The 18146-nt window shown below is 74.4% G+C and carries 15 protein-coding genes; 9 read left to right on the forward strand and 6 right to left on the reverse strand.

Annotated features, from left to right (window positions below):
- Positions 1-35: 35 nt before the first annotated feature.
- Genes OC439_RS24870 through OC439_RS24880 form a run of 3 tightly spaced genes read left to right on the forward strand, consistent with a single transcriptional unit; the run spans position 36 to position 4000 of the window.
- Complete coding sequence (locus OC439_RS24870; protein ID WP_135239893.1) at positions 36-1160, forward strand: Vms1/Ankzf1 family peptidyl-tRNA hydrolase; 1125 nt, start codon at positions 36-38, stop codon at positions 1158-1160.
- On the forward strand, positions 1153-2901 hold the full coding sequence (locus OC439_RS24875; RefSeq protein WP_262015551.1) for a thiamine pyrophosphate-binding protein: 1749 nt from the start codon (positions 1153-1155) through the stop codon (positions 2899-2901). The genes OC439_RS24870 and OC439_RS24875 overlap by 8 nt, the downstream gene beginning before the upstream one ends.
- A gap of 52 nt (positions 2902-2953) precedes the next feature.
- Positions 2954-4000 (forward strand): iron-containing redox enzyme family protein, encoded by a 1047-nt coding sequence (locus OC439_RS24880; RefSeq protein ID WP_262015552.1) that lies wholly within the window; start codon positions 2954-2956, stop codon positions 3998-4000.
- Here the strand turns inward: OC439_RS24880 and OC439_RS24885 are convergent.
- Positions 3936-4313 (reverse strand): CDGSH iron-sulfur domain-containing protein, encoded by a 378-nt coding sequence (locus OC439_RS24885; RefSeq protein WP_262015588.1) that lies wholly within the window; start codon positions 4311-4313, stop codon positions 3936-3938. The genes OC439_RS24880 and OC439_RS24885 overlap by 65 nt on opposite strands.
- Here OC439_RS24885 and OC439_RS24890 point away from each other — a divergent pair.
- The 3 genes from OC439_RS24890 to OC439_RS24900 all read left to right on the forward strand — a co-directional run bounded on the left by OC439_RS24890 (position 4210) and on the right by OC439_RS24900 (position 7329).
- The gene (locus tag OC439_RS24890) at positions 4210-4488 is read left to right on the forward strand and encodes a hypothetical protein (protein WP_262015592.1); all 279 of its coding nucleotides are present in this window, start codon (positions 4210-4212) and stop codon (positions 4486-4488) included. The genes OC439_RS24885 and OC439_RS24890 overlap by 104 nt on opposite strands.
- A 52-nt stretch (positions 4489-4540) precedes the next feature.
- Entirely contained in the window at positions 4541-5950 is a 1410-nt protein-coding gene (locus tag OC439_RS24895) for a hypothetical protein (protein ID WP_262015553.1), read from the forward strand.
- 245 nt (positions 5951-6195) lie between these two features.
- The gene (locus OC439_RS24900; protein WP_262015554.1) at positions 6196-7329 is read left to right on the forward strand and encodes a SigB/SigF/SigG family RNA polymerase sigma factor; all 1134 of its coding nucleotides are present in this window, start codon (positions 6196-6198) and stop codon (positions 7327-7329) included.
- A 98-nt stretch (positions 7330-7427) separates the two neighbouring features.
- Here OC439_RS24900 and ctaD read toward each other — a convergent pair whose 3' ends face one another.
- The 5 genes from ctaD to OC439_RS24925 form a co-directional block, all read right to left on the reverse strand.
- Complete coding sequence (ctaD, locus tag OC439_RS24905; RefSeq protein ID WP_262015555.1) at positions 7428-9431, reverse strand: cytochrome c oxidase subunit I; 2004 nt, start codon at positions 9429-9431, stop codon at positions 7428-7430.
- Between the two features lie 87 nt (positions 9432-9518).
- Positions 9519-10250 carry an ATP-binding protein gene (locus OC439_RS24910; RefSeq protein WP_262015556.1) on the reverse strand — a complete coding sequence of 244 codons (732 nt, stop codon included), beginning with the start codon at positions 10248-10250 and terminating at the stop codon, positions 9519-9521.
- A 152-nt stretch (positions 10251-10402) separates the two neighbouring features.
- A complete protein-coding gene (locus tag OC439_RS24915; protein WP_262015589.1) occupies positions 10403-10855 on the reverse strand; it encodes a DUF4383 domain-containing protein in 453 nt (150 codons plus the stop codon).
- A gap of 120 nt (positions 10856-10975) precedes the next feature.
- A complete protein-coding gene (locus OC439_RS24920; RefSeq protein ID WP_262015557.1) occupies positions 10976-12130 on the reverse strand; it encodes a glycosyltransferase in 1155 nt (384 codons plus the stop codon).
- Between the two features lie 28 nt (positions 12131-12158).
- Positions 12159-13142 (reverse strand): glucosyl-3-phosphoglycerate synthase, encoded by a 984-nt coding sequence (locus tag OC439_RS24925; protein ID WP_262015590.1) that lies wholly within the window; start codon positions 13140-13142, stop codon positions 12159-12161.
- 248 nt (positions 13143-13390) lie between these two features.
- Here OC439_RS24925 and OC439_RS24930 point away from each other — a divergent pair, with 248 nt between their 5' ends.
- From OC439_RS24930 to secA2, 3 genes are all read left to right on the forward strand, one after another.
- A complete protein-coding gene (locus OC439_RS24930) occupies positions 13391-14413 on the forward strand; it encodes a Gfo/Idh/MocA family protein (RefSeq protein ID WP_262015558.1) in 1023 nt (340 codons plus the stop codon).
- Complete coding sequence (locus OC439_RS24935) at positions 14406-15494, forward strand: zinc-dependent alcohol dehydrogenase (protein ID WP_262015559.1); 1089 nt, start codon at positions 14406-14408, stop codon at positions 15492-15494. The genes OC439_RS24930 and OC439_RS24935 overlap by 8 nt, the downstream gene beginning before the upstream one ends.
- A 157-nt stretch (positions 15495-15651) precedes the next feature.
- Positions 15652-17946, forward strand: a complete 2295-nt coding sequence (gene secA2, locus OC439_RS24940) for an accessory Sec system translocase SecA2 (RefSeq protein WP_262015560.1) — start codon at positions 15652-15654, stop codon at positions 17944-17946.
- The last annotated feature ends 200 nt before the right edge of the window (positions 17947-18146 follow it).

Below are 18146 nucleotides of genomic sequence, written 5' to 3' on the forward strand. Positions count from 1 at the left end.
GGTATGCGTGCGGCCGAGCCGGAAAGGGGTCGAGCATGCAGCTGTCCTTCCTGCGCCCGCTCTACGACCGTCCCGGGCCGTGGTGCTCGGTGTACATGGACGCCTCCCGCGACACCCAGGACGCGCGAGCGCAGGTCGACCTGCGCTGGCGGGCCCTCAAGGGCGACCTGCTGGGGCAGGGCGCCGACCCGGTCACCGTCGAGGCGGTGGAGGAGGTCGTCCGCCGGCACCAGCCGATGCCCGGCGACTACGGCATCGCCGTGTTCGCCAGCCGGGGCCGCGTGGTGCTCACCGAGTACCTGTCCGCACCGCCGCTGCGTGACCTGGCGAGCTGGTCGGCGCTGCCGCACACCATGCCGCTCGTGGCCCAGCGGGGCGAACAGGTGGCCTGGGTGCGGGTGCTGGCCGACCGCACCGGCGCGGACGCCATGGCGGTCAGCGCCGGCGGGGTGCCCCGGCGGGCCCAGGTGCAGGGCGGGCAGAGCCGCCAGCTGCGCCGGGTGCAGCCGGGTGGCTGGTCGCAGTCCCGCTACCAGCGCGCCGCCATGGAGGCGTGGCACCAGAACGCCGGTGACGCCGCCGCGGCAACCGCCGACCTGGCCGAGCGCGTCGGCGCGGACGTCGTCGTGGTGGCCGGGGACGTCCGGGCCACCGGCATGATCGCCGCCCAGCTCCCCGCCCGCTGGCAGGACGTGCTGGTCCGCACCGACGCGGGCGCCCGCGACGTGGGCGCCGACGACACGCTGATGGACGACATCACCGTGCAGACCGTCGCCGAGGTCGCCGACCGGCGGATCGCCGCCGCGCTGGACCGCTTCGGCGTCCAGGAGGACGTCGGCGCCGGTCTCGACGCCGTGGTCTCCGCGCTGCAACGCAACCAGGTCGACACCATGCTCATCGTGGACGACCCGTCGGCCGACGGCGAGTTGTGGGTGGGCCCCGAGCCGACCGAGATCGCCACCGACCCGGGGCAGCTGGCCGGCATGTCGGTGGCCGACCCCCAGCGGGTACGCGCCGACGCGGCGCTGCTGCGCGCGCTGATCGGCACCGACGCGGACCTGACGGTGCTCGCGCCCGAGGAGGCACCGGAGCTGACCGACGGGGTCGGCGCGGTGCTGCGCTACGTCGACGCGAGCACGCCGGGGCGGGGTAATGGCTGAGCGCATCGTCGCCGACCTGGTGGTCGAACGCCTGCGGGCCTGGCGCGTGCCGCGGGTGTTCGGCTGTCCGGGCGCGGCGATCGCCCCGCTGGTGGGCGCGCTCGACGACGCGGGCGGGGACCCGGCCTTCGTCCCCGCCCGGCACGAGGAGACCGCCTCGTACATGGCCACCGGGCACGCGAAGTTCACCGGCGGCGTGGGGGTGTGCCTGGCGACCCAGGGCCCGAGCGCGGTGCACCTGCTCAACGGGCTCTACGACGCCAAGCTCGACAGCAAGCCGGTGGTCGCGATCATCGGCGAGGACGTCACCGGCCCGCTCGGCGGCGCGCACGAGGAGATCGGGCTGAGCCGGCTCTTCGGCGACGTGTGCAACCAGTTCGTCCGCTACGGCCGCAGCCCGGAACAGGTGCCGGCGCTGCTGGACCAGGCGTTCCGTACCGCCGCGGCGACCCGCAGCCCGACCTGCGTGGTGCTGCCGCGCGCGTTGCAGGTCACCGCCGTACCGGACCTGCTGCCGCAGACCGCCGGGGTGGTCACCGCGACGCCCGGCGAGCCGCTGGCCCGGGTGCTGCCGCACGACGCCGACCTGGACGCCGCCGCCTCGCTGCTCGGCAACGGGCGGCGGGTGGCGATGCTCGTCGGCCAGGGCGCGCACGGCGCGGCCGAGGAGATCGTCGCGCTCGCCGACCGGCTCGGCGCGGGCGTGGCCACCTCGCTGCTGGGCAAGCCGGTGCTCGACGAGCGGCTGCCGTTCCACACCGGCGTGCTCGGCGAGGTCGGCACCACCGCCGCCGCGCAGCTCATGGGCTCCTGCGACACGCTGCTGATGATCGGCACGAACGATCCGTGGACCGACTGGTTCCCACTGCCGGGCCAGGTACGCACCATCCAGATCGACATCGACGGCCGGCGCGTCGGCACCCGCTACCCGGTGGACGTGCCGCTGGTCGGTGACGCCGCCGAGACGTTGCGGGCGCTGCTGACCCGGGTGCCGGAGAATCCCCACCGCGAGTGGCGCGGTTTGGTGGAGAAGATGGTGGACCGGTGGCGTGAGGCCGCCGCCGAGCGCGCCGCCACGCCCGCCGACCCGGTCGACCCGCGGCTCGTGCTCCGCGAGCTGTCCACCCGGCTGCCCCGGCACGCCTCCGTCGCCGTCGACGTCGGCTCGGTCGTCTACTGGTACGCCCGGCACCTGGAGCTGCCGCCGGGGGTGCAGGCGCGGCTGTGCGGCACGCTCGGCTCGATGGGCTGTGCGCTGCCGTACGCGGTAGCGGCCAAGCTGGCCCGCCCGGACGAGCCGGTGCTCGCGCTGCTCGGCGACGGCGCGATGCAGCTCAACGGCCTGGCCGAGTTGATCACTGTGGCGCACCACTGGACGCGGTGGCGCGATCCGCGGCTGATCGTGCTGGTGCTGAACAACAGGGACCAGTCCGGCGTCGGCGGCGGCCGGTCACCGGGGGAGCGGGGGCCCGAGGTGCCGTACGCCGGGTGGGCCCGCCTGCTCGGGCTGCACGGCGTCCGGGTGGACCGGCCGGACCTGGTCGGACCCGCCTGGGACGAGGTGCTGGCGGCCGACCGGCCCGCCGTCCTGGAGGCGGTGGTGGACCCGGCCGTGACGCTGGACGCGCCCGAACCGGCGCTGGCCGACCTGCGCGGCCTGGTGGCCGACGGGGACGCGGCCCGCCGGGTGCGGGAGCGGGTGATCCAGACCGAGGCCATCGCGGCCGACGAAGTCGTTTAGCGGCATCGGGGCGGGGCACTGCGACTGGGCGCAACCGTCCCGGGAGGTCACCATGTCCGTCGCCGCCGACAGCCGTTACGGCCCCGCTCCGCTGCCCGCGGCGCGCGGGCCGGTCTCCGCCGCGCTGCGGGCCGCGCTGAGCGGCGCTCCGCGCGAGCTGCCGGCCGGGCTGGGCGCGGGGTTCGGCGCGGTGGCCGCGCCGCTGACCGACGACGACCTTCAGCTCACCCTGTTCCTCTGCTACGAGCTGCACTACCGGGGCTGGTCCGGCGTGGACGAGGCGTGGGAGTGGGAGCCGTCGCTGCTGGCGCTGCGCGCCCGCGCCGAGCGGCCGTTCGAGGCGGCGCTGCGCGAGCTGGCCGGCCCGCCGCCGGCGGTGCTGCCGGGCGGCGTGCCGGGTGCGCTGGCCGACCTGGTGGCCGCCGACGACGGCCCGCCACTGGCCGCCACGCTGCAGCGCCGCGCCGACCTCGACCGGTTCCGCGAGTTCGTCGTCCACCGCTCGATCTACCACCTGCGCGAGGCCGACCCGCACAGCTGGGCGCTGCCCCGGCTCGGCGGCCCGGCGAAGGCGGCGCTGGTGGAGATCCAGACCGACGAGTACGGCAACGGCCGGCTGGACCTGATGCACGCCGAGTTGTTCCGCACCACGATGGACCGGCTCGGCCTGGACACCGGCTACGCCGCCCACCTGGACCGGGTGCCCGCGGTGACACTGGCGACCAACAACCTGATGTCGCTGTTCGGCCTGCACCGGCGGCTGCGCGGGGCGCTGCTCGGGCACCTGGCCGCGTACGAGATGACCTCGTCGCTGCCGAACCGCCGTTACGGCAACGGACTGCGCCGGCTCGGCTTCGACGCGGTCGCCACGCGTTTCTACGACGAGCACGTCGAGGCCGACGCCGTGCACGAGCAGATCGCCGCGTACGACATGTGCGGCGGGCTGGTCCGGGCCGAGCCGGCGCTCGCGTCCGACGTGCTGTTCGGCGCCGCCGCCGCGCTGGCGCTGGACGCCCTGTTCGCCGCGCACCTGCTCACCGCCTGGTCCGCCGGCGAGTCGTCCCTGCGCCCGCGAGCCGAGACCCTGGCCGCAGCCTGACCCGCCCCCGCCCTCGCCGGCCCCGGCCCCGCCCCCGCCCTCGCCCCCGCGATCTTGCAGTTCGGGCCCTCAGGATGCCCGGTTCGCTACGTTTGCCGGGTACCAAAGTGCAAGATCGCGGGGAAGGGGCGCGGGGGTTCGGGGTCAGGGTGCGCGGTCGCTGCCGGCCCGGAAACCGGCCACCTTGTGCGGTGCCGTCGCAGAACGGCTTGATCGCGCTCTTGCCGCACCGGCACAGCGCCACCGTGCCCCGGCGCGTCTCGATCGGCGTGCCCTCGGGCGTGACGAGCGCGAAGTCGCCGCGTACCAGCAGTGGTCCGTCCCGGTACGGGGTGATGGTCGCCGCCGGGGTGCTCTCGTCGTCGGGCATGCGCCGTGCAGTGCCCGTCCCGGTCCGGCCCAAACCCGCCCGCGACGGCGGGCACGCGGCGCGACGGCGTACCTGGGTGTCGCGGGCGGTGCCGGTACCGGGCGGGCCTTGGTCCTGACCCGTGGGGAGATGCCCCGTTTAGACCCCAGAGGGACGGGAAGCCGGGCCGCGTGGTGAGCGAACGAGTCGAACGGGTCAGCGGCGCGGGCCTGCCCGCGGAGCGGGTGGTGGCGGCCGGCAGCGCCGCCCGGATCCTGGTCGCCGCGACCGCCCGGGCGCTGCGCGGAGACGACTGCGGCGACCTCGGCCACCCGGGCGCGCTGTCCCGCCTCACCGGCGCGCCCGAGCCGGTACGCCGCGCCGCCGCCGTCCGGGCCGCCGGGCGGGCGGCGCTCACCGCCGGCCAGATCGCCGCCGTGGACGCCGAACGGGTCGCCGGGTGGTTCGCCGATCAGTACCCGGACCGGCGCTTCCCCGGCGTGGTGCTCGGCTCGCCGCACGGCGCCGCCGCCCACCTCGCGGCGGCGCTCGGCGTGCCCTGGCTCCCGGCCGGGTTCGAACTGGCCGGGCAGTGGACCCGGGGAGCGGTGGACCGCCCCGACGCCGCGTACGCGCACGGCGCCACGCTGGCCGCCCGGCTGCTCGACGGCAACCCGCGTGTGCACGTCCGCCAGGTGCACTGCCCGGCCAGCCGGGGCGCGGCGGCCGGCGCGGCGGTGACGTTCGCGGTGCGCTGGCGCACCCTGCCGGAGGCGTACGCGCGCTTCCTGGCCGACCGGCTGGAACCGGCCGCGCCGGTGCTGCTGCTGCACGACGCCCGCACCTGGCCGGTCCGCGACGGCGGCGACGGGCACAGCTTCCAGGCCGGCTGCCCGGCCGGCGGCCTGGACCCGGTCGACTTCCACCCGGACGCCCGCGCGCTCGGTCAGGTGCTGCGCGCCGCCGGCGGCGACGAGACGCGCTGGGCGGCGCCGGAGGTCACGGTGGCGGGCGCGTTCGCCGAACACGGCGTGGAGTCCGGTTTCGAGCACGACGCCCGCTGTCTCGGCGACCGGTACGGGCATCCGCTGTACCGGGTGGTCGTGCCGCAGCCGGACGCGCTGAGCGCGGTGACCGCCGACCTGTACCGGCGCTGGCTGCGGCGGGCCGGCAAGACCGGCAACCGGCTGGTGGTGGAGTGCGGCCGGCTCCTCGACCCGGCGCAGGTGCTGCGGGCGGGCCTGGTGCCGTACTGGTGCGAGAACGCCACCGCACGCCGGGTCGCCGGCGTCGAGTGGTGGCTGGCCGGCAGCGAGCCGTTCAGCTCGGTGGACGTGCTGCCCGAGCCGCCCGGCCTGCGCTCGCCCGCGTCCGCGGGGCTGCCCCAGTGGCTGGCGGTGGCCGGCTTCGGGCGCAAGCGACGGGCCTTGGACCGAGGTGCCGCGCGCGGCTACCCGGTCGCCTCGGTACCCACCCGACGTGCCACGGAGGTGTTGCGCAACCAGCCCTGCGACCTGCCCGCGCCACCGCCGCTGCGGATGGCCGAGGCCCTCACCGCGCTGCGTGACGCGGGCGCACACCAGGGCCTGCTGGTCTCCTGAACCGCCGCCTGGACCGGCCTGCCGGCCCAACCTGGCGAAACTTCCTCGCGATCCTGCGGTCCGTGATTGAGTACCTACGGAGCGGGAAGACCGCTCGCCGCGAAACGGCCCACGACGCCGTGCGGCGGGCAGCCACCGCTTTCGACGTATCCGTCACGTAACCCAACTTCCTCACCCGGTGCGTGGTCCGACCACGCGCACGACCGGTTCCGACCGGGCGGGGGCTCTTCGGCGAGGGGGCGCGGATGTTCGGACAGACCACCACACCCACACCACCGACCACCGACCGGGGTCTGGAGGACCTGGACGCGGCGGCGCTCGCGTACGCGGCCCGGATCGAGGGCCTGCCACCGGAGCGGCGGCAGGAGGCGCGGGACGACCTGGTCCGGTTCGCGCTGCCGTTCGCCGGCCGGCTCGCCCGCCGCTACCGCGGGCGTGGTGAGCCGCTGGAGGACCTGGAGCAGGTGGCCCGTCTCGGCCTGGTCAACGCCGTCGACAGGTACGACCCGGAACGCGGTTCGTTCACCGCGTACGCGGCCATCACCATCGTCGGCGAGATCAAACGGCACTTCCGCGACCGCACCTGGGGTGTGCACGTGCCGCGCCGGCTGCGGGACCTGATCCTCGAGGTGGGACAGGCGACGGCGACGCTCACCAGCGAGCTGTCCCGCGCGCCCACGGTGGCCGAGCTGTCCGCCCGGCTGGAGACGCCGGAGGAGGAGATCCTCGCCGCGCTGGAGTCGGCCGCCGGGTACAGCCCGGCGTCGCTGAACGCGCCGGTGGGCGGGGAGAGCTCGGCCGAGTTCGGCGACCTGGTCGGTGAGTCCGACCACGCGCTGGAGTCCGTCGACGACCGGGTCACCGTCAGCGGCCTGCTGCACCGGCTGCCCTGGCGGGAGCGCCGCATCCTGGCGATGCGCTTCTACGGCAACCAGACCCAGGCGGAGATCGCCGCCCGGTTCGGCATCTCGCAGATGCACGTGTCCCGGCTGCTGTCGCGGGCGCTGACCTGGCTGCGTCAGGCGATGCTCGCCGACGCGCCGCCGCCCTGGCAGAACGGCGCGGCCGAGGCCGAACCGGCCAAGGCGCGGATCTCGGTGAAGCAGAACGGCGACCGGGTGGTCGTCGAGGTCGGCGGCGAGGTGGACCGGGCGGGCGCGGACCAGTTGCGCCGGGCGGTGCTCCAGGCGGTCACCGGGCAGCCCCGTGAGGTGGTGGTCGACCTGGTCGGGGCCGGTGGCTTCGACGCCGGCGGGATCGCCGCGCTGATGGCCGGCCGGGAGGCCGCCGCGCGTACCGGGGTGCCGCTGCGGCTGACCCGGGTGCAGCCGGCGGTACGCCGGTCGCTGGCCGCGGCCGGACTGCCGGCCGCCGACTGACGCACGCGCCACCGCGCCGGCTCCCCACCACGGGGAGCCGGCGCGGTGGCGTACGACGAGAGGGCCGGCGCCCGGCGGCCCCGGCCCTCGCCGGTGTCTCAGTTCTCCGGGGTGTCCCCGTGCCCGCGCGGGTGCCGCCACCTGTCGTTGGGCTGGTCGTCGCGCTCGGCGTTGAGCGCGCTGCCCTCCGGCTCGTCGGTCTCCTCGAAGCTGGGCCGGCGCACGTCCTCCGGCTCCGGCACCTCCACCGGCCGGGCCCCGGACTGCGGCGCGGGATGGAACTCCACCGCCTCGTGGGCGCCGTACGCGCCGCCGGCCGACGGTGACTCCGGCAGGTGCCGCTCGTGGTGCATCTCCTCGCTGAAGCTCTGCGGCGGCTTGGTGGTGCGCTGCGGCAGGTCCCGGCCCAGGTCGGACACGAGCGGTCCGTACTTGAGGTCGAACGCGGGCCGCTCGGAGCGGATGCGCGGCATCCGGTCGAAGTTGCGCAGCGGCGGCGGGCAGGTGGTGGCCCACTCCAGCGAGTTGCCGAAGCCCCAGGGGTCGTCCACGGTGACCATCGCGCCGTACCGCCACGACTTCCAGATGTTCCAGATCACGAACAGCGTGGACGCGCCGAGGACGAACGAGCCGATGCTGGAGATCGTGTTCAGCGTGGTGAAGCCGTCGCCGGGCAGGTAGTCGGCGTACCGGCGGGGCATCCCCTCGTTGCCCAGCCAGTGCTGCACCAGGAAGGTGGCGTGGAAGCCGATGAACATGGTCCAGAAGTGCATCTTGCCGAGCCGCTCGTCGAGCAGCCGCCCGGTCATCTTCGGGAACCAGAAGTAGAGCCCGCCGAACGCGGCGAACACGATCGTCCCGAACATCACGTAGTGGAAGTGCGCCACCACGAAGTAGGTGTCGGTGACGTGCCAGTCCACCGGCGGGCTGGCCAGCAGCACCCCGGTCAGGCCGCCGAGCAGGAACGTCACCAGGAAGCCGACGGCGAACAGCATCGGCGTCTCGAACGTGATCTGTCCCTTCCACATGGTGCCGATCCAGTTGAAGAACTTCACCCCGGTCGGCACCGCGATCAGGAAGCTCAGGATGCTGAAGAACGGCAGCAGCACCTGCCCGGTGGCGAACATGTGGTGCGCCCAGACCGTCATCGACAGCACCGTGATGGCGATGGTGGCGAGCACCAGGCCGGTGTAGCCGAAGATCGGCTTGCGGGAGAACACCGGGATGATCTCGGTGATGATGCCGAAGAACGGCAGCGCGATGATGTACACCTCGGGGTGGCCGAAGAACCAGAACAGGTGCTGCCAGAGCATCGGCCCGCCGGTCGTCGAGTCGTACACGTGCGAGTGCAGCAGCCGGTCCGAGGCCAGCGCCATCAGCGCGGCCGCCAGCAGCGGGAACACGAAGATCACCAGGACGCTGGTGAGCAGCGCGTTCCAGGTGAAGATCGGCATCCGGAACATGGTCATGCCCGGCGCGCGCAGCGTCACGATCGTGGTGATCAGGTTGACCGCGCCGAGGATCGTGCCCAGGCCGGACACGGCCAGGCCGACCACCCACAGGTTCCCGCCGACGCCGGGGGAGTGCTGCGAGGTGCTCAGCGGCGTGTACGCGGTCCAGCCGAAGTCCGCCGCGCCGGCCGGGGTGGCGAACCCGCCCACGACCATCAGCGCGCCCAGGAAGTAGAGCCAGTACGCGAACGCGTTCAGCCGGGGGAACGCCACGTCGGCGGCGCCGATCTGCAGCGGCACCAGGTAGTTGGCGAACCCGAAGAACAGCGGGGTGGCGAACAGCAGCAGCATCACCGTGCCGTGCATGGTGAACATCTGGTTGTACTGCTCCGGAGAGACGATCTGCATCCCCGGCCGGGCCAGCTCCGCCCGGATGATCAACGCCAGGATCCCGCCGACGATGAAGTACCCGAACGACGTGATCAGATAGAGCAGGCCGATCTGCTTGGCGTCGGTGGTGCGCAGCAACCGCCACAGCGCGTTGCCCTTCACCGCCTCCCGTACGGGCCCGGGGAATCCCCCGAACCGGGCCGGCGCGAGGATCGCGGGCCCCCGGTCTCGTGCCGGTTCCGTGACTACCCGCTTGGGCATGGCATCTCACCCCGTGTGACGACAGACAGGACGGGCGGGCGTACCCGGCCCTCTGCCCATGTAACCAGGCGAGAGCGGAGAATTCGGTCAATTAGCCGGGAGCAAGGCCCAGACGACCTTGCCGGCGCCGACCGGGGTGCTGCCCCAGCGCTGGGTGAGCTCCCGCACCAGCATCAGCCCGCGACCACCCTCGGCACGCGGGTCGCGGCTGCTCGCGGCGCGCGCGTCGGCCGGGCTGCCGTCCATCACCGCCACCCGCAGGTACGGCCGGCGCAGCGTCAGCGTCACCTGCATCGGGGTGCCGGCGTGCCGCACCACGTTGCCGACCAGCTCGCTGAGCACCAGCGACGCCGGGCCGGCCAGCTCCGGCACGTTCCACCTGCCACACGCCTCGGTGACCAGCTCCCGGGCCCGCCGGCAGGCGCCGGCGACCGGCTCCAGCCGGGCCCGCAGCCGGGGCGACGCCGCCGCACCGGCCAGCGCCGTGGCCTCGGCGCAGTCCCGGCGCACCGGCACCACCCGGCAGGCGGTGGTCTCGTTCAGCCACGCCGCCGTCTCGGCGCAGGGAGCGGCGAGCACCATCGGCACCGCCGGCCAGTCGGCGGCCCGGCGGGCGGCGGCGGCGAACACGGACAGCGCCAGCGGCTCGCCGACCTCGATCTCCTCCAGGTCGACCACCAGGGCGTCCGGCTGCGCGGCGAGGCAGCTGTCGAGCACCTCGTGCACCGCGCGCATCGTCCCCAGGTCGAGCGCTCCGGCCAGCCGTACGACAGTGACCGGCGACTCGTCGCGGACCTCGCACCTGATCCGGGTCACCATCGCCGCCTCGTTTCCTTCTCGTCGGGGAGGGCCGCCCTCGTCGGGGGAGGGCCGCCCGGCCGGGGCGGTCGCCGCCTCCCACAGCCGGAGGACTACGGACGTACCCGGGCCCGGGACCGGCGAAACCGGGCATCGGGGCCGCCGGGCGCAGGTCAGCGGCGCTCCCCGCGCCGCGCCGCGAGCAGCCCCAGCGCCAGCATGGCGGCGCCCAGCAGCAGGTGCAGCCACGAGTCGGCCCGGTTGACCGCGAGCGCGTTCGCCGCGTCGCGCCGGTCGACCGCCAGCCCGTAGAGCCACAGCACCAGGTAGACCGCGCCGGCGCCGACCAGGAACGCGCGGGCCCCGGCGACGGTACGGGCCAGCACCAGCCCGGCCACGCCGAGCACCAGGTGCACCAGGTTGTGCACCACCGAGACCTGGAACACACCGAACAGCCGGGCGCCCGAACCCGGGCCGGCGAAGCGCAGATCCGCGAAGTGGCTGGTGACGCCCGGCACGAAACCCAGCGCGCCGAGCAGCAGCAGGAGCACGGCGAACCCCGAGGCGACCCGGCGTACCGGAGCCCGCCCGTCGGCCGGGTTGCGCCGCGCCCGGGAGTGCGCCATCGAGTTCGTCACGCCGGCCTCCTCGCCACCGCGGGAAGCGCCGGTTTCCCTCGGCCGGCGGGCGCAAACGCCGGCCCGGCCGCGCGGGGCGGCCGGGCCGGTGGACGTGCTCGCGGGGGATCAGGCGGGCTGCAGCGGCTTCGTCACGCCCGCCCGGACCCGGTCGTACAGCTCCACGTACCGCTGTGCCATCCGGGCGGGGGTGAACCGCTGGGCCGCTTCGCGCCGGCACGCAGCCGGCTCCAGCCCGGCGGCGGCGAGCACCAGGTCACCCAGCTCCCGCTCGTCGCCGGTGAGCAGGCCGGTGCGGCCGTGCTCGATCAGCTCCGGCAGGCAGCCGCGGGAGGTGGCCACCACCGGCGTGCCGAGCGACAGCGACTCGACCACCGCCGTACCGCCCGGCTCCTCCCAGCGCAGCGGGAACAGCGACGCCCGCGCCGAGGCGACCAGGTCGTCGCGCTCCCGCCCGGCCACCGTGCCGACCCAGCGCACCCGGTCGCCGTCGACGTACGGGGCCACCTGGTCGTAGAAGAAGCGCACGTCCGGGTTCTGCCGGGCCTCGTCGCCGGCCGCGGCCAGATCCTCCGGCCGGTGGTACGGGCCGACCGGACCGGCCAGCACCAGCCGGAACCCGGCCTCCTGCGCCAGCCGGGCGCCCAGGTCCTGTCCCTTTCCCGGGTTGATCCGGCCGAGGACCACCACGTGGTCGCCCTTCGCCACCGGCGTGTGCCGGTCCGCGTCCACGGCGAGCGGGGTGGACAGGTGCACGTGTCCCACCGAGTGCGCGCGCAGCGCCTCCGGGGCGCGGGCCAGCTGCGACGCGGACACCCCGTTGACCCGTACCCGGTCGCCGCCGTCGAGGTTGCCGTACAGCTCCGGGTGCTTGGCGAGGTCCCAGTGCAGGGTGTGCAGCACCGGCGGGGCGTCCGGGCCCATCGCGGCGAGCGTGGCCAGGCCGACCGCCTCCACGTGGTCGTGCACCAGGTCGATGTCGTCGCGGGCGTGCAGCGCCCGCACCACCCCGGACAGGTGCGCCTGGGAGACACCGCAGACCTGGTTGTACGGCCGCTGCAAGGCGTGGAACTGGCCGTCCGGGAAGACCGCGATCCGCTCGTCCACCGGCAGCGTGCTGCTCTCCACCGAGGCGAGCACCACCCGTACGCCCAGCCGGCGCAGCTCCGGCACCAGCGTGGCGATCACGTTCTCGATCCCGCCGTAGCCCGGCGGCGGCACGGACAGCCACGGCCCGGCGTTCATCAGCACGGTGAGCGTCATGCGCTGTCCTCTCCGGTGTTCTTGCTGTTCATGCGGCCGCCACCCGGCGGCGGGGAAGGCGGTTGCGCATCTGCGCCAGCGGCGGGCGTTCCTGCACCGACACGTCGTTCACGACGATCTCGCGGTCCAGGTTGGGCAGCGCCTCGGAGCCGCCCCGGCGGAACTGGGTCAGCAGCGCGGTCGGCGCCACCCCCGGCGCCGCCCACCCGCGCCGTTGCAGCCGCGACCAGGCGGTCAGCATGATCTGCGCGGACATCCGGCCCAGCGCGGCGGTGTCCTGGTGCCGGTGCTTGCGCTCACCCAGGTCGACCTGGGCCAGCGCGTCCAGCCCGACCAGTTCCAGCAGGTCGATCAGCATGGCCGTCTCGACGCCGTACCCGGTGACGAACGGCACCCGCTCCAGCACCTCACGGCGGCCGGCGTACTCGCCCGCGAGCGGCTGCACGAAACCGGCCAGCTCCGGCCAGAACAGGTTCAGCAGCGGCCGGGCCATCAGCTCCGTCACCCGTCCGCCACCGTCGGGCTCCACACTTGTCGCACCGACCAGCGGCCGGTGGTAGAAGCCCTTCACGAACTCCACGCTCGGGTCCGTCAGCAGCGGTCCGAGCAGCCCGGTCACGAAGTGCGGCCGGAACTCGCGCAGGTCGGCGTCGACGAACGCGACAAGGTCCCCCTCGGCGGCGGCCAGCCCGGCCCAGAGCGCGTCGCCCTTGCCGGTCAGCCGGGGCAGCCCGCGCGTCATCGCGTCCTGGCTGACCACCTCGGCGCCGGCCGCGCGCGCCACCTGGGCCGTCCGGTCGGTGGAGCGGGAGTCCACCACGATCAGCTCGTCGACGAGCGGCACGCGGTCCATCAGGTGTTCCCGGACGGTCGACACGATCGCGCCGACTGTCGCCTCCTCGTTGCGGGCCGGCAGCACCACGCTGACCCGGCTCGCGCCCTTGGCCCGGACCAGCCGTTGCGCCGGCCAGTCGGCGGCGGTGCTGGTGCGGTACGTGGCCCACGCCTCCACCACAGGTGAGACGGTCGAATCTGATTCCCGCACGGGCACCCCCCATTAGTGGTGGAATCGCGAACCATGGTTTTCCCAATCCCGCATCCGCGCTAACCGGATCTTGCCTAACAACCTGATCACCAGGTGCGTACCGGGCGGTTCCGGGCAGATGAACGTTGCGTTGCGCCCCCCGGTGGCGTTTCGCGCGCCGCCGCCGGGGGGAGTGGTGACCGAAGTCTTCCAGTCGTGGCGAGAGGGTTGGTCGGATGCGTACCTGCCGGGTGGGACTAGTCGGAGCCGGTGGGGTGGCGCAACGCCACGCCCGGGTGCTCACGGGCTTCGAGGACGTGGAGCTGCTCGGTGTGACCGACGTCGCGCCGGAGGCGGCGGGGGCGCTCGCCGGCACGTACGGCGGCCGGGTGTTCCGCGACGTGGACGAGCTGCTCGCGGCCGGCCCGGACGCGGTGTACGTGTGCGTGCCGCCGTTCGCGCACGGCCCGGTCGAGGAGGCGGTGGTCGCCGCCGGGGTGCCGATGTTCGTGGAGAAGCCGGTGGCGCTGGACCTGGAGACCGCCGAGCGGGTCGCGGCGCTGGTGGAGCAGCGCGGCCTGCTCACCGGCGTCGGGCACCACTGGCGTTACCTGCACGTGGTGGAGGAGGCACGGCGGCTGCTCGCCGGCCGTCCGGTCCGGATGGTCAACGGCGCCTGGCTGGACAAGGTGCCGCCGGTGGCGTGGTGGGCGCGGCGGGACCGCTCCGGCGGCCCGGTGGTCGAGCAGGCCGCGCACGTGCTGGACCTGGTCCGGCTGCTGGCCGGCGAGGCGGTCGAGGTGACCGCGTACGGCGACGGCAGCCCGCCGCCGGTCGACGGCGCCGACATCGACTCGGTGACCGCCGCCACGCTGCGGTTCGGCTCCGGCGCGGTCGGCACGCTCGCGGCGTCCTGCGTGCTCGGCTGGAAGCACCGGGCCGGCGTGGAGATCCTCGCCGACGGGCTGGCGCTGTGGCTGGCCGAGGACGGCCTGACCGTGCGTGACGCCGACGGCGAGCGGCACGTTCCCGCCGACCCGGACGGCGCGCGGGTCGCCGTCGACAGGGCGTTCGTCGATGCCGTGTGCGGCCTCGGCGACGACGTGCGGGTGCCGTACGCCGAGGCGCTGCGCACCCACCGGCTGGCCCTGGCGGTGGCCGAGTCGGCGCGTACCGGCCGGCCGGTGGCGCTCCCGACCGGCCCGGCGGCCCGGCTCACCGCGCCGGTCGCGGACGCGGGGGTGAGCGTCGATGCGTGACCGGGTGGTGGTGGTCGGCGGACCCGGCCGGGTGGAGCTGGCCGAACTGGACGCGCCGGAGCTGCGCGAGGGCACGTTCCGGGTGGAGACGCTCTACAGCGGCGTGTCCGCCGGCACCGAACTGAGCTTCGTCAAGGGCACCAACCCCTATCTGCACGTCACCTGGGACGCCGCGCTCGGGCTGTTCCGCCCGGGCGGGGCGAGCACGCCGTATCCGGTGACCCGGCTCGGCTACATGCAAGTCGGGCGCGTGGTGGAGAGCCGTACCCCGGCCGTCGCGGTGGGCGAGGTCGGCGCCATGACGTACGGCCACCGCAGCGGCTGGGTGGCCGACCCGCTCACCGAACGGTTCGTGCCGCTGCCCGACGACCTCGATCCGCTGCTCGGCGTGTATGTCGCGCACATGGGCCCGATCTGCGCCAACGGGCTGCTGCACGCCGCCGCCGACCTGTGCGGCACCGATGTGCGCACGCTCGGTGACGGTGTACGCGGACGCCGGGTGGCGGTGGTCGGCGGCGGCGTGGTGGCTCTGCTGACCGCGCTGTTCGCCCGCCGGCACGGTGCCGCCTCGGTGGTGGTGGTCGACCCGACGCCGGCCCGGCGGCAGGTCGCCGAGGCGCTCGGTCTGGACACGCTCGACCCGGACGCGGACGACCCGGCGGTGGTGCTCAAGACGCGGTGGAACCACGCCGCCGGGGACCGGGGTGCCGACGTGGTCTTCCAGTGCCGCGGCCAGGACTGGGCGTTGCAGCTCGCGCTGCGCCTGCTGCGTCCCCAGGGAACGGTGATCGACCTGGCGTTCTACCAGGCCGGCGCGGACGCGGTCCGGCTCGGCGAGGAGTTCCACCACAACGGGCTGTCGCTGCGCTGCGCGCAGATCGGCCGGGTGCCGCGCGGCCTGGTCCCCACCTGGGACCGGGAGCGGCTGTCGGCGGAGACGGTGGAGCTGCTGCGCCAGTACGGGGACGTGATCCGCAAGCACCTGATCTCCGCAGTGGTCCCCCTGGACGAGGCCCCCACCCTGCTGACCGACCTGGCCGAACGCCGCCGCAGCGAACTCCAGGTGGTCCTCACCCCCTGACCGCCCTTCCCAGGGCGTCGATCATGAGGTTGGCGGCGACAAAACGGACACGACATGCCGTCAACCTCATGATCGACGGAAGCGGGCGGACGGTAGGCGGGAGGCGCGCGGTGGGCGGGGGTCACAATCGGCTCCGGTTCGCGTACCGTTGCCGCTCATGGGTGTGTCGCAACGGTTGAAGACCAGGTTCCGCCGGTTCCTCCAGCGCCCGGGGACGACAGTCGACCTGGCACCGCTGGAGAAGCTGCTGCCGGCGATCGAGGCGCGCGAGGCGGACCTGGAGCAGCTCTCCGACGCCGAGCTGACCGAGGCCGCCGGCCGGGCCACGGGGTACGAGGAGATCTGCGCGATCGGCCGCGAGGCGGCCCGGCGCGGGCTCGACCAGCGCCCCTACGACGTGCAGCTGCTCGGCGCGATGGCGCTGCTGTCCGGCAAGGTCGCCGAGATGGCCACCGGTGAGGGCAAGACGCTCACCGCCACCGTCGCCGCGTACGGGCACGTGCGGCTGGGCAACGGCCCGGTGCACGTGCTCACCGTCAACGACTACCTGGCCCGCCGCGACGCCGAGTGGATGACGCCCGTCTACGACCTGCTCGGGCTCACCGTCGGCTGGGTCAACGAGGCGTCCACGCCCGAGGAGCGGCGCGCCGCGTACGGCTGCGACGTCACCTACGTGTCGGTCAGCGAGGCCGGCTTCGACTTCCTGCGCGACCAGCTCGTCACCGACCTGGCCGACCGGGTGCAGCCGGCGCTGAAGACCGCGATCGTGGACGAGGCCGACTCGATCCTGATCGACGAGGCCCGGGTACCGATGGTGCTGGCCGGCGCGGTCGGCGGCGAGCAGGATCCGGTGCACGCGGCCGCCGCGCTGGTGCGCGGGCTGCGCAAGGGCAAGCACTACACGATCGCCGAGGACGGCCGCAGCGTCGCCTTCACCTCGGTCGGCCTGGCCACCGTCGAGGCCAAGCTCGGCGGCATCGACCTGTACGACGAGGAGCACGTCGGGCAGCTCTCCGCGGTGAACGTGGCGCTGCACGCGCACGCCCTGCTGCACCGCGACGTGGACTACATCGTCCGGGACGACTCGGTCGAGCTGATCGACGAGATGCGCGGCCGGGTCGCGCAGCGCCGCCGCTGGCCGGACGGGCTGCAGGCCGCGGTCGAGGCGAAGGAGGGCCTGGACGCCACCGCCGAGGGCGAGGTGCTGGGCACGATCACCGTGCAGGCGTACATCGCGCTCTACCCGACGGTCTGCGGCATGACGGCGACCGCGGTGCTCGTCGGCGACCAGCTCCGCGAGTTCTTCGGCCTCGAGGTCGCGGTGATCCCGCCGAACACCCCCTGCGTCCGCGAGGACGAGCCGGACCGGATCTACGCCACCCGCGCCGAGAAGGAGGAGGCGCTGGTCGACGAGATCACGCGCTGCCACGAGGCGGGGCGGCCGGTGCTGGTCGGCACGCTCGACGTCAAGGAGTCCGAGGGGCTGGCCGCCGCGCTCAACGCCGCCGGCGTGTCGTGCGTGGTGCTCAACGCCAAGAACGACGACGAGGAGGCCGGCATCATCGCGGAGGCCGGCGCGTACGGCGCGGTGACGGTCTCCACCCAGATGGCCGGCCGGGGCGTCGACATCCGGCTGGGCGGCAGCGACCAGGCCGACCGGGACCGGGTGGCCGAGCTGGGCGGCCTGTACGTGATCGGCAGCGGCCGGCACGACAGCCGCCGGGTCGACGACCAGCTCCGCGGCCGGGCCGGCCGGCAGGGCGACCCGGGCGGGTCGGTGTTCTTCGTCAGCCTGGAGGACGACCTGGTGGTCCGGCACGCCGGCGACACCGTGCCGGCCTCGCCGCGGATGAACGCCGACGGCCTGGTCACCGACCCGCAGGTCGACTACGCGGTGGAGCACGCCCAGCGGGTCGCCGAGGGCGTCAACCACGAGATCCACCGCAACACGTGGCGCTACAGCCAGGTGATCGAGCAGCAGCGCAAGGCGCTGGCCGAGCGCCGGGAGCGCCTGCTGACCAGCGACATCGCCGCGCTGATGCTGCTGGAGCGGGTGCCGGAGAAGGCCGGCGACATGGACGAGGACCTGCTCGCCGACGTGGCCCGCAAGATCGCCCTCTACCACCTGGACCGGCTCTGGGCCGACCACCTGGCCGAGCTGTCCGAGGTACGCGAGGGCGTGCACCTGCGGGCGCTGGGCCGGCTCGATCCGCTCGACGAGTTCCACCGCAGCGCGGTGCCGGCGTTCAACGCGCTGGTGCCCGAGATCGAGACGCGGACCGTGGCCACGTTCGAGGAGACCGAGTTCGACGAGGGCTGGGAGCCGGACTCGTCGAAGCTGGTGCGGCCGACCGCCACCTGGACCTACCTCGTGCACGACAACCCGTTCGGCTCGGAGCTGGACCGGCTGATCGCCTCGGTGGGCCGGCGGCTCATCTCCGGGTCGCGCTGACCCGCGCCGAAAGGCCCCTGCCGGTGCGACCGGGAGGGGCCTTTTTGCGCGGTTTCGCCCGCGGTCTGCGAGGGTAGTAGGCCGGGGCCCACAGGAGGGACGGACATGGGACAGGCAACGGTGCCGGACGGGGAGACCGCGTGGACGCACGCGGGGACGGTGGAGGCCCCGGCCCGGTGAACCTCGACACGCGCCAACCC

The organism is Micromonospora sp. Mcm103 (assembly GCF_024519755.1).
Lineage (GTDB): Bacteria > Actinomycetota > Actinomycetes > Mycobacteriales > Micromonosporaceae > Micromonospora > Micromonospora aurantiaca.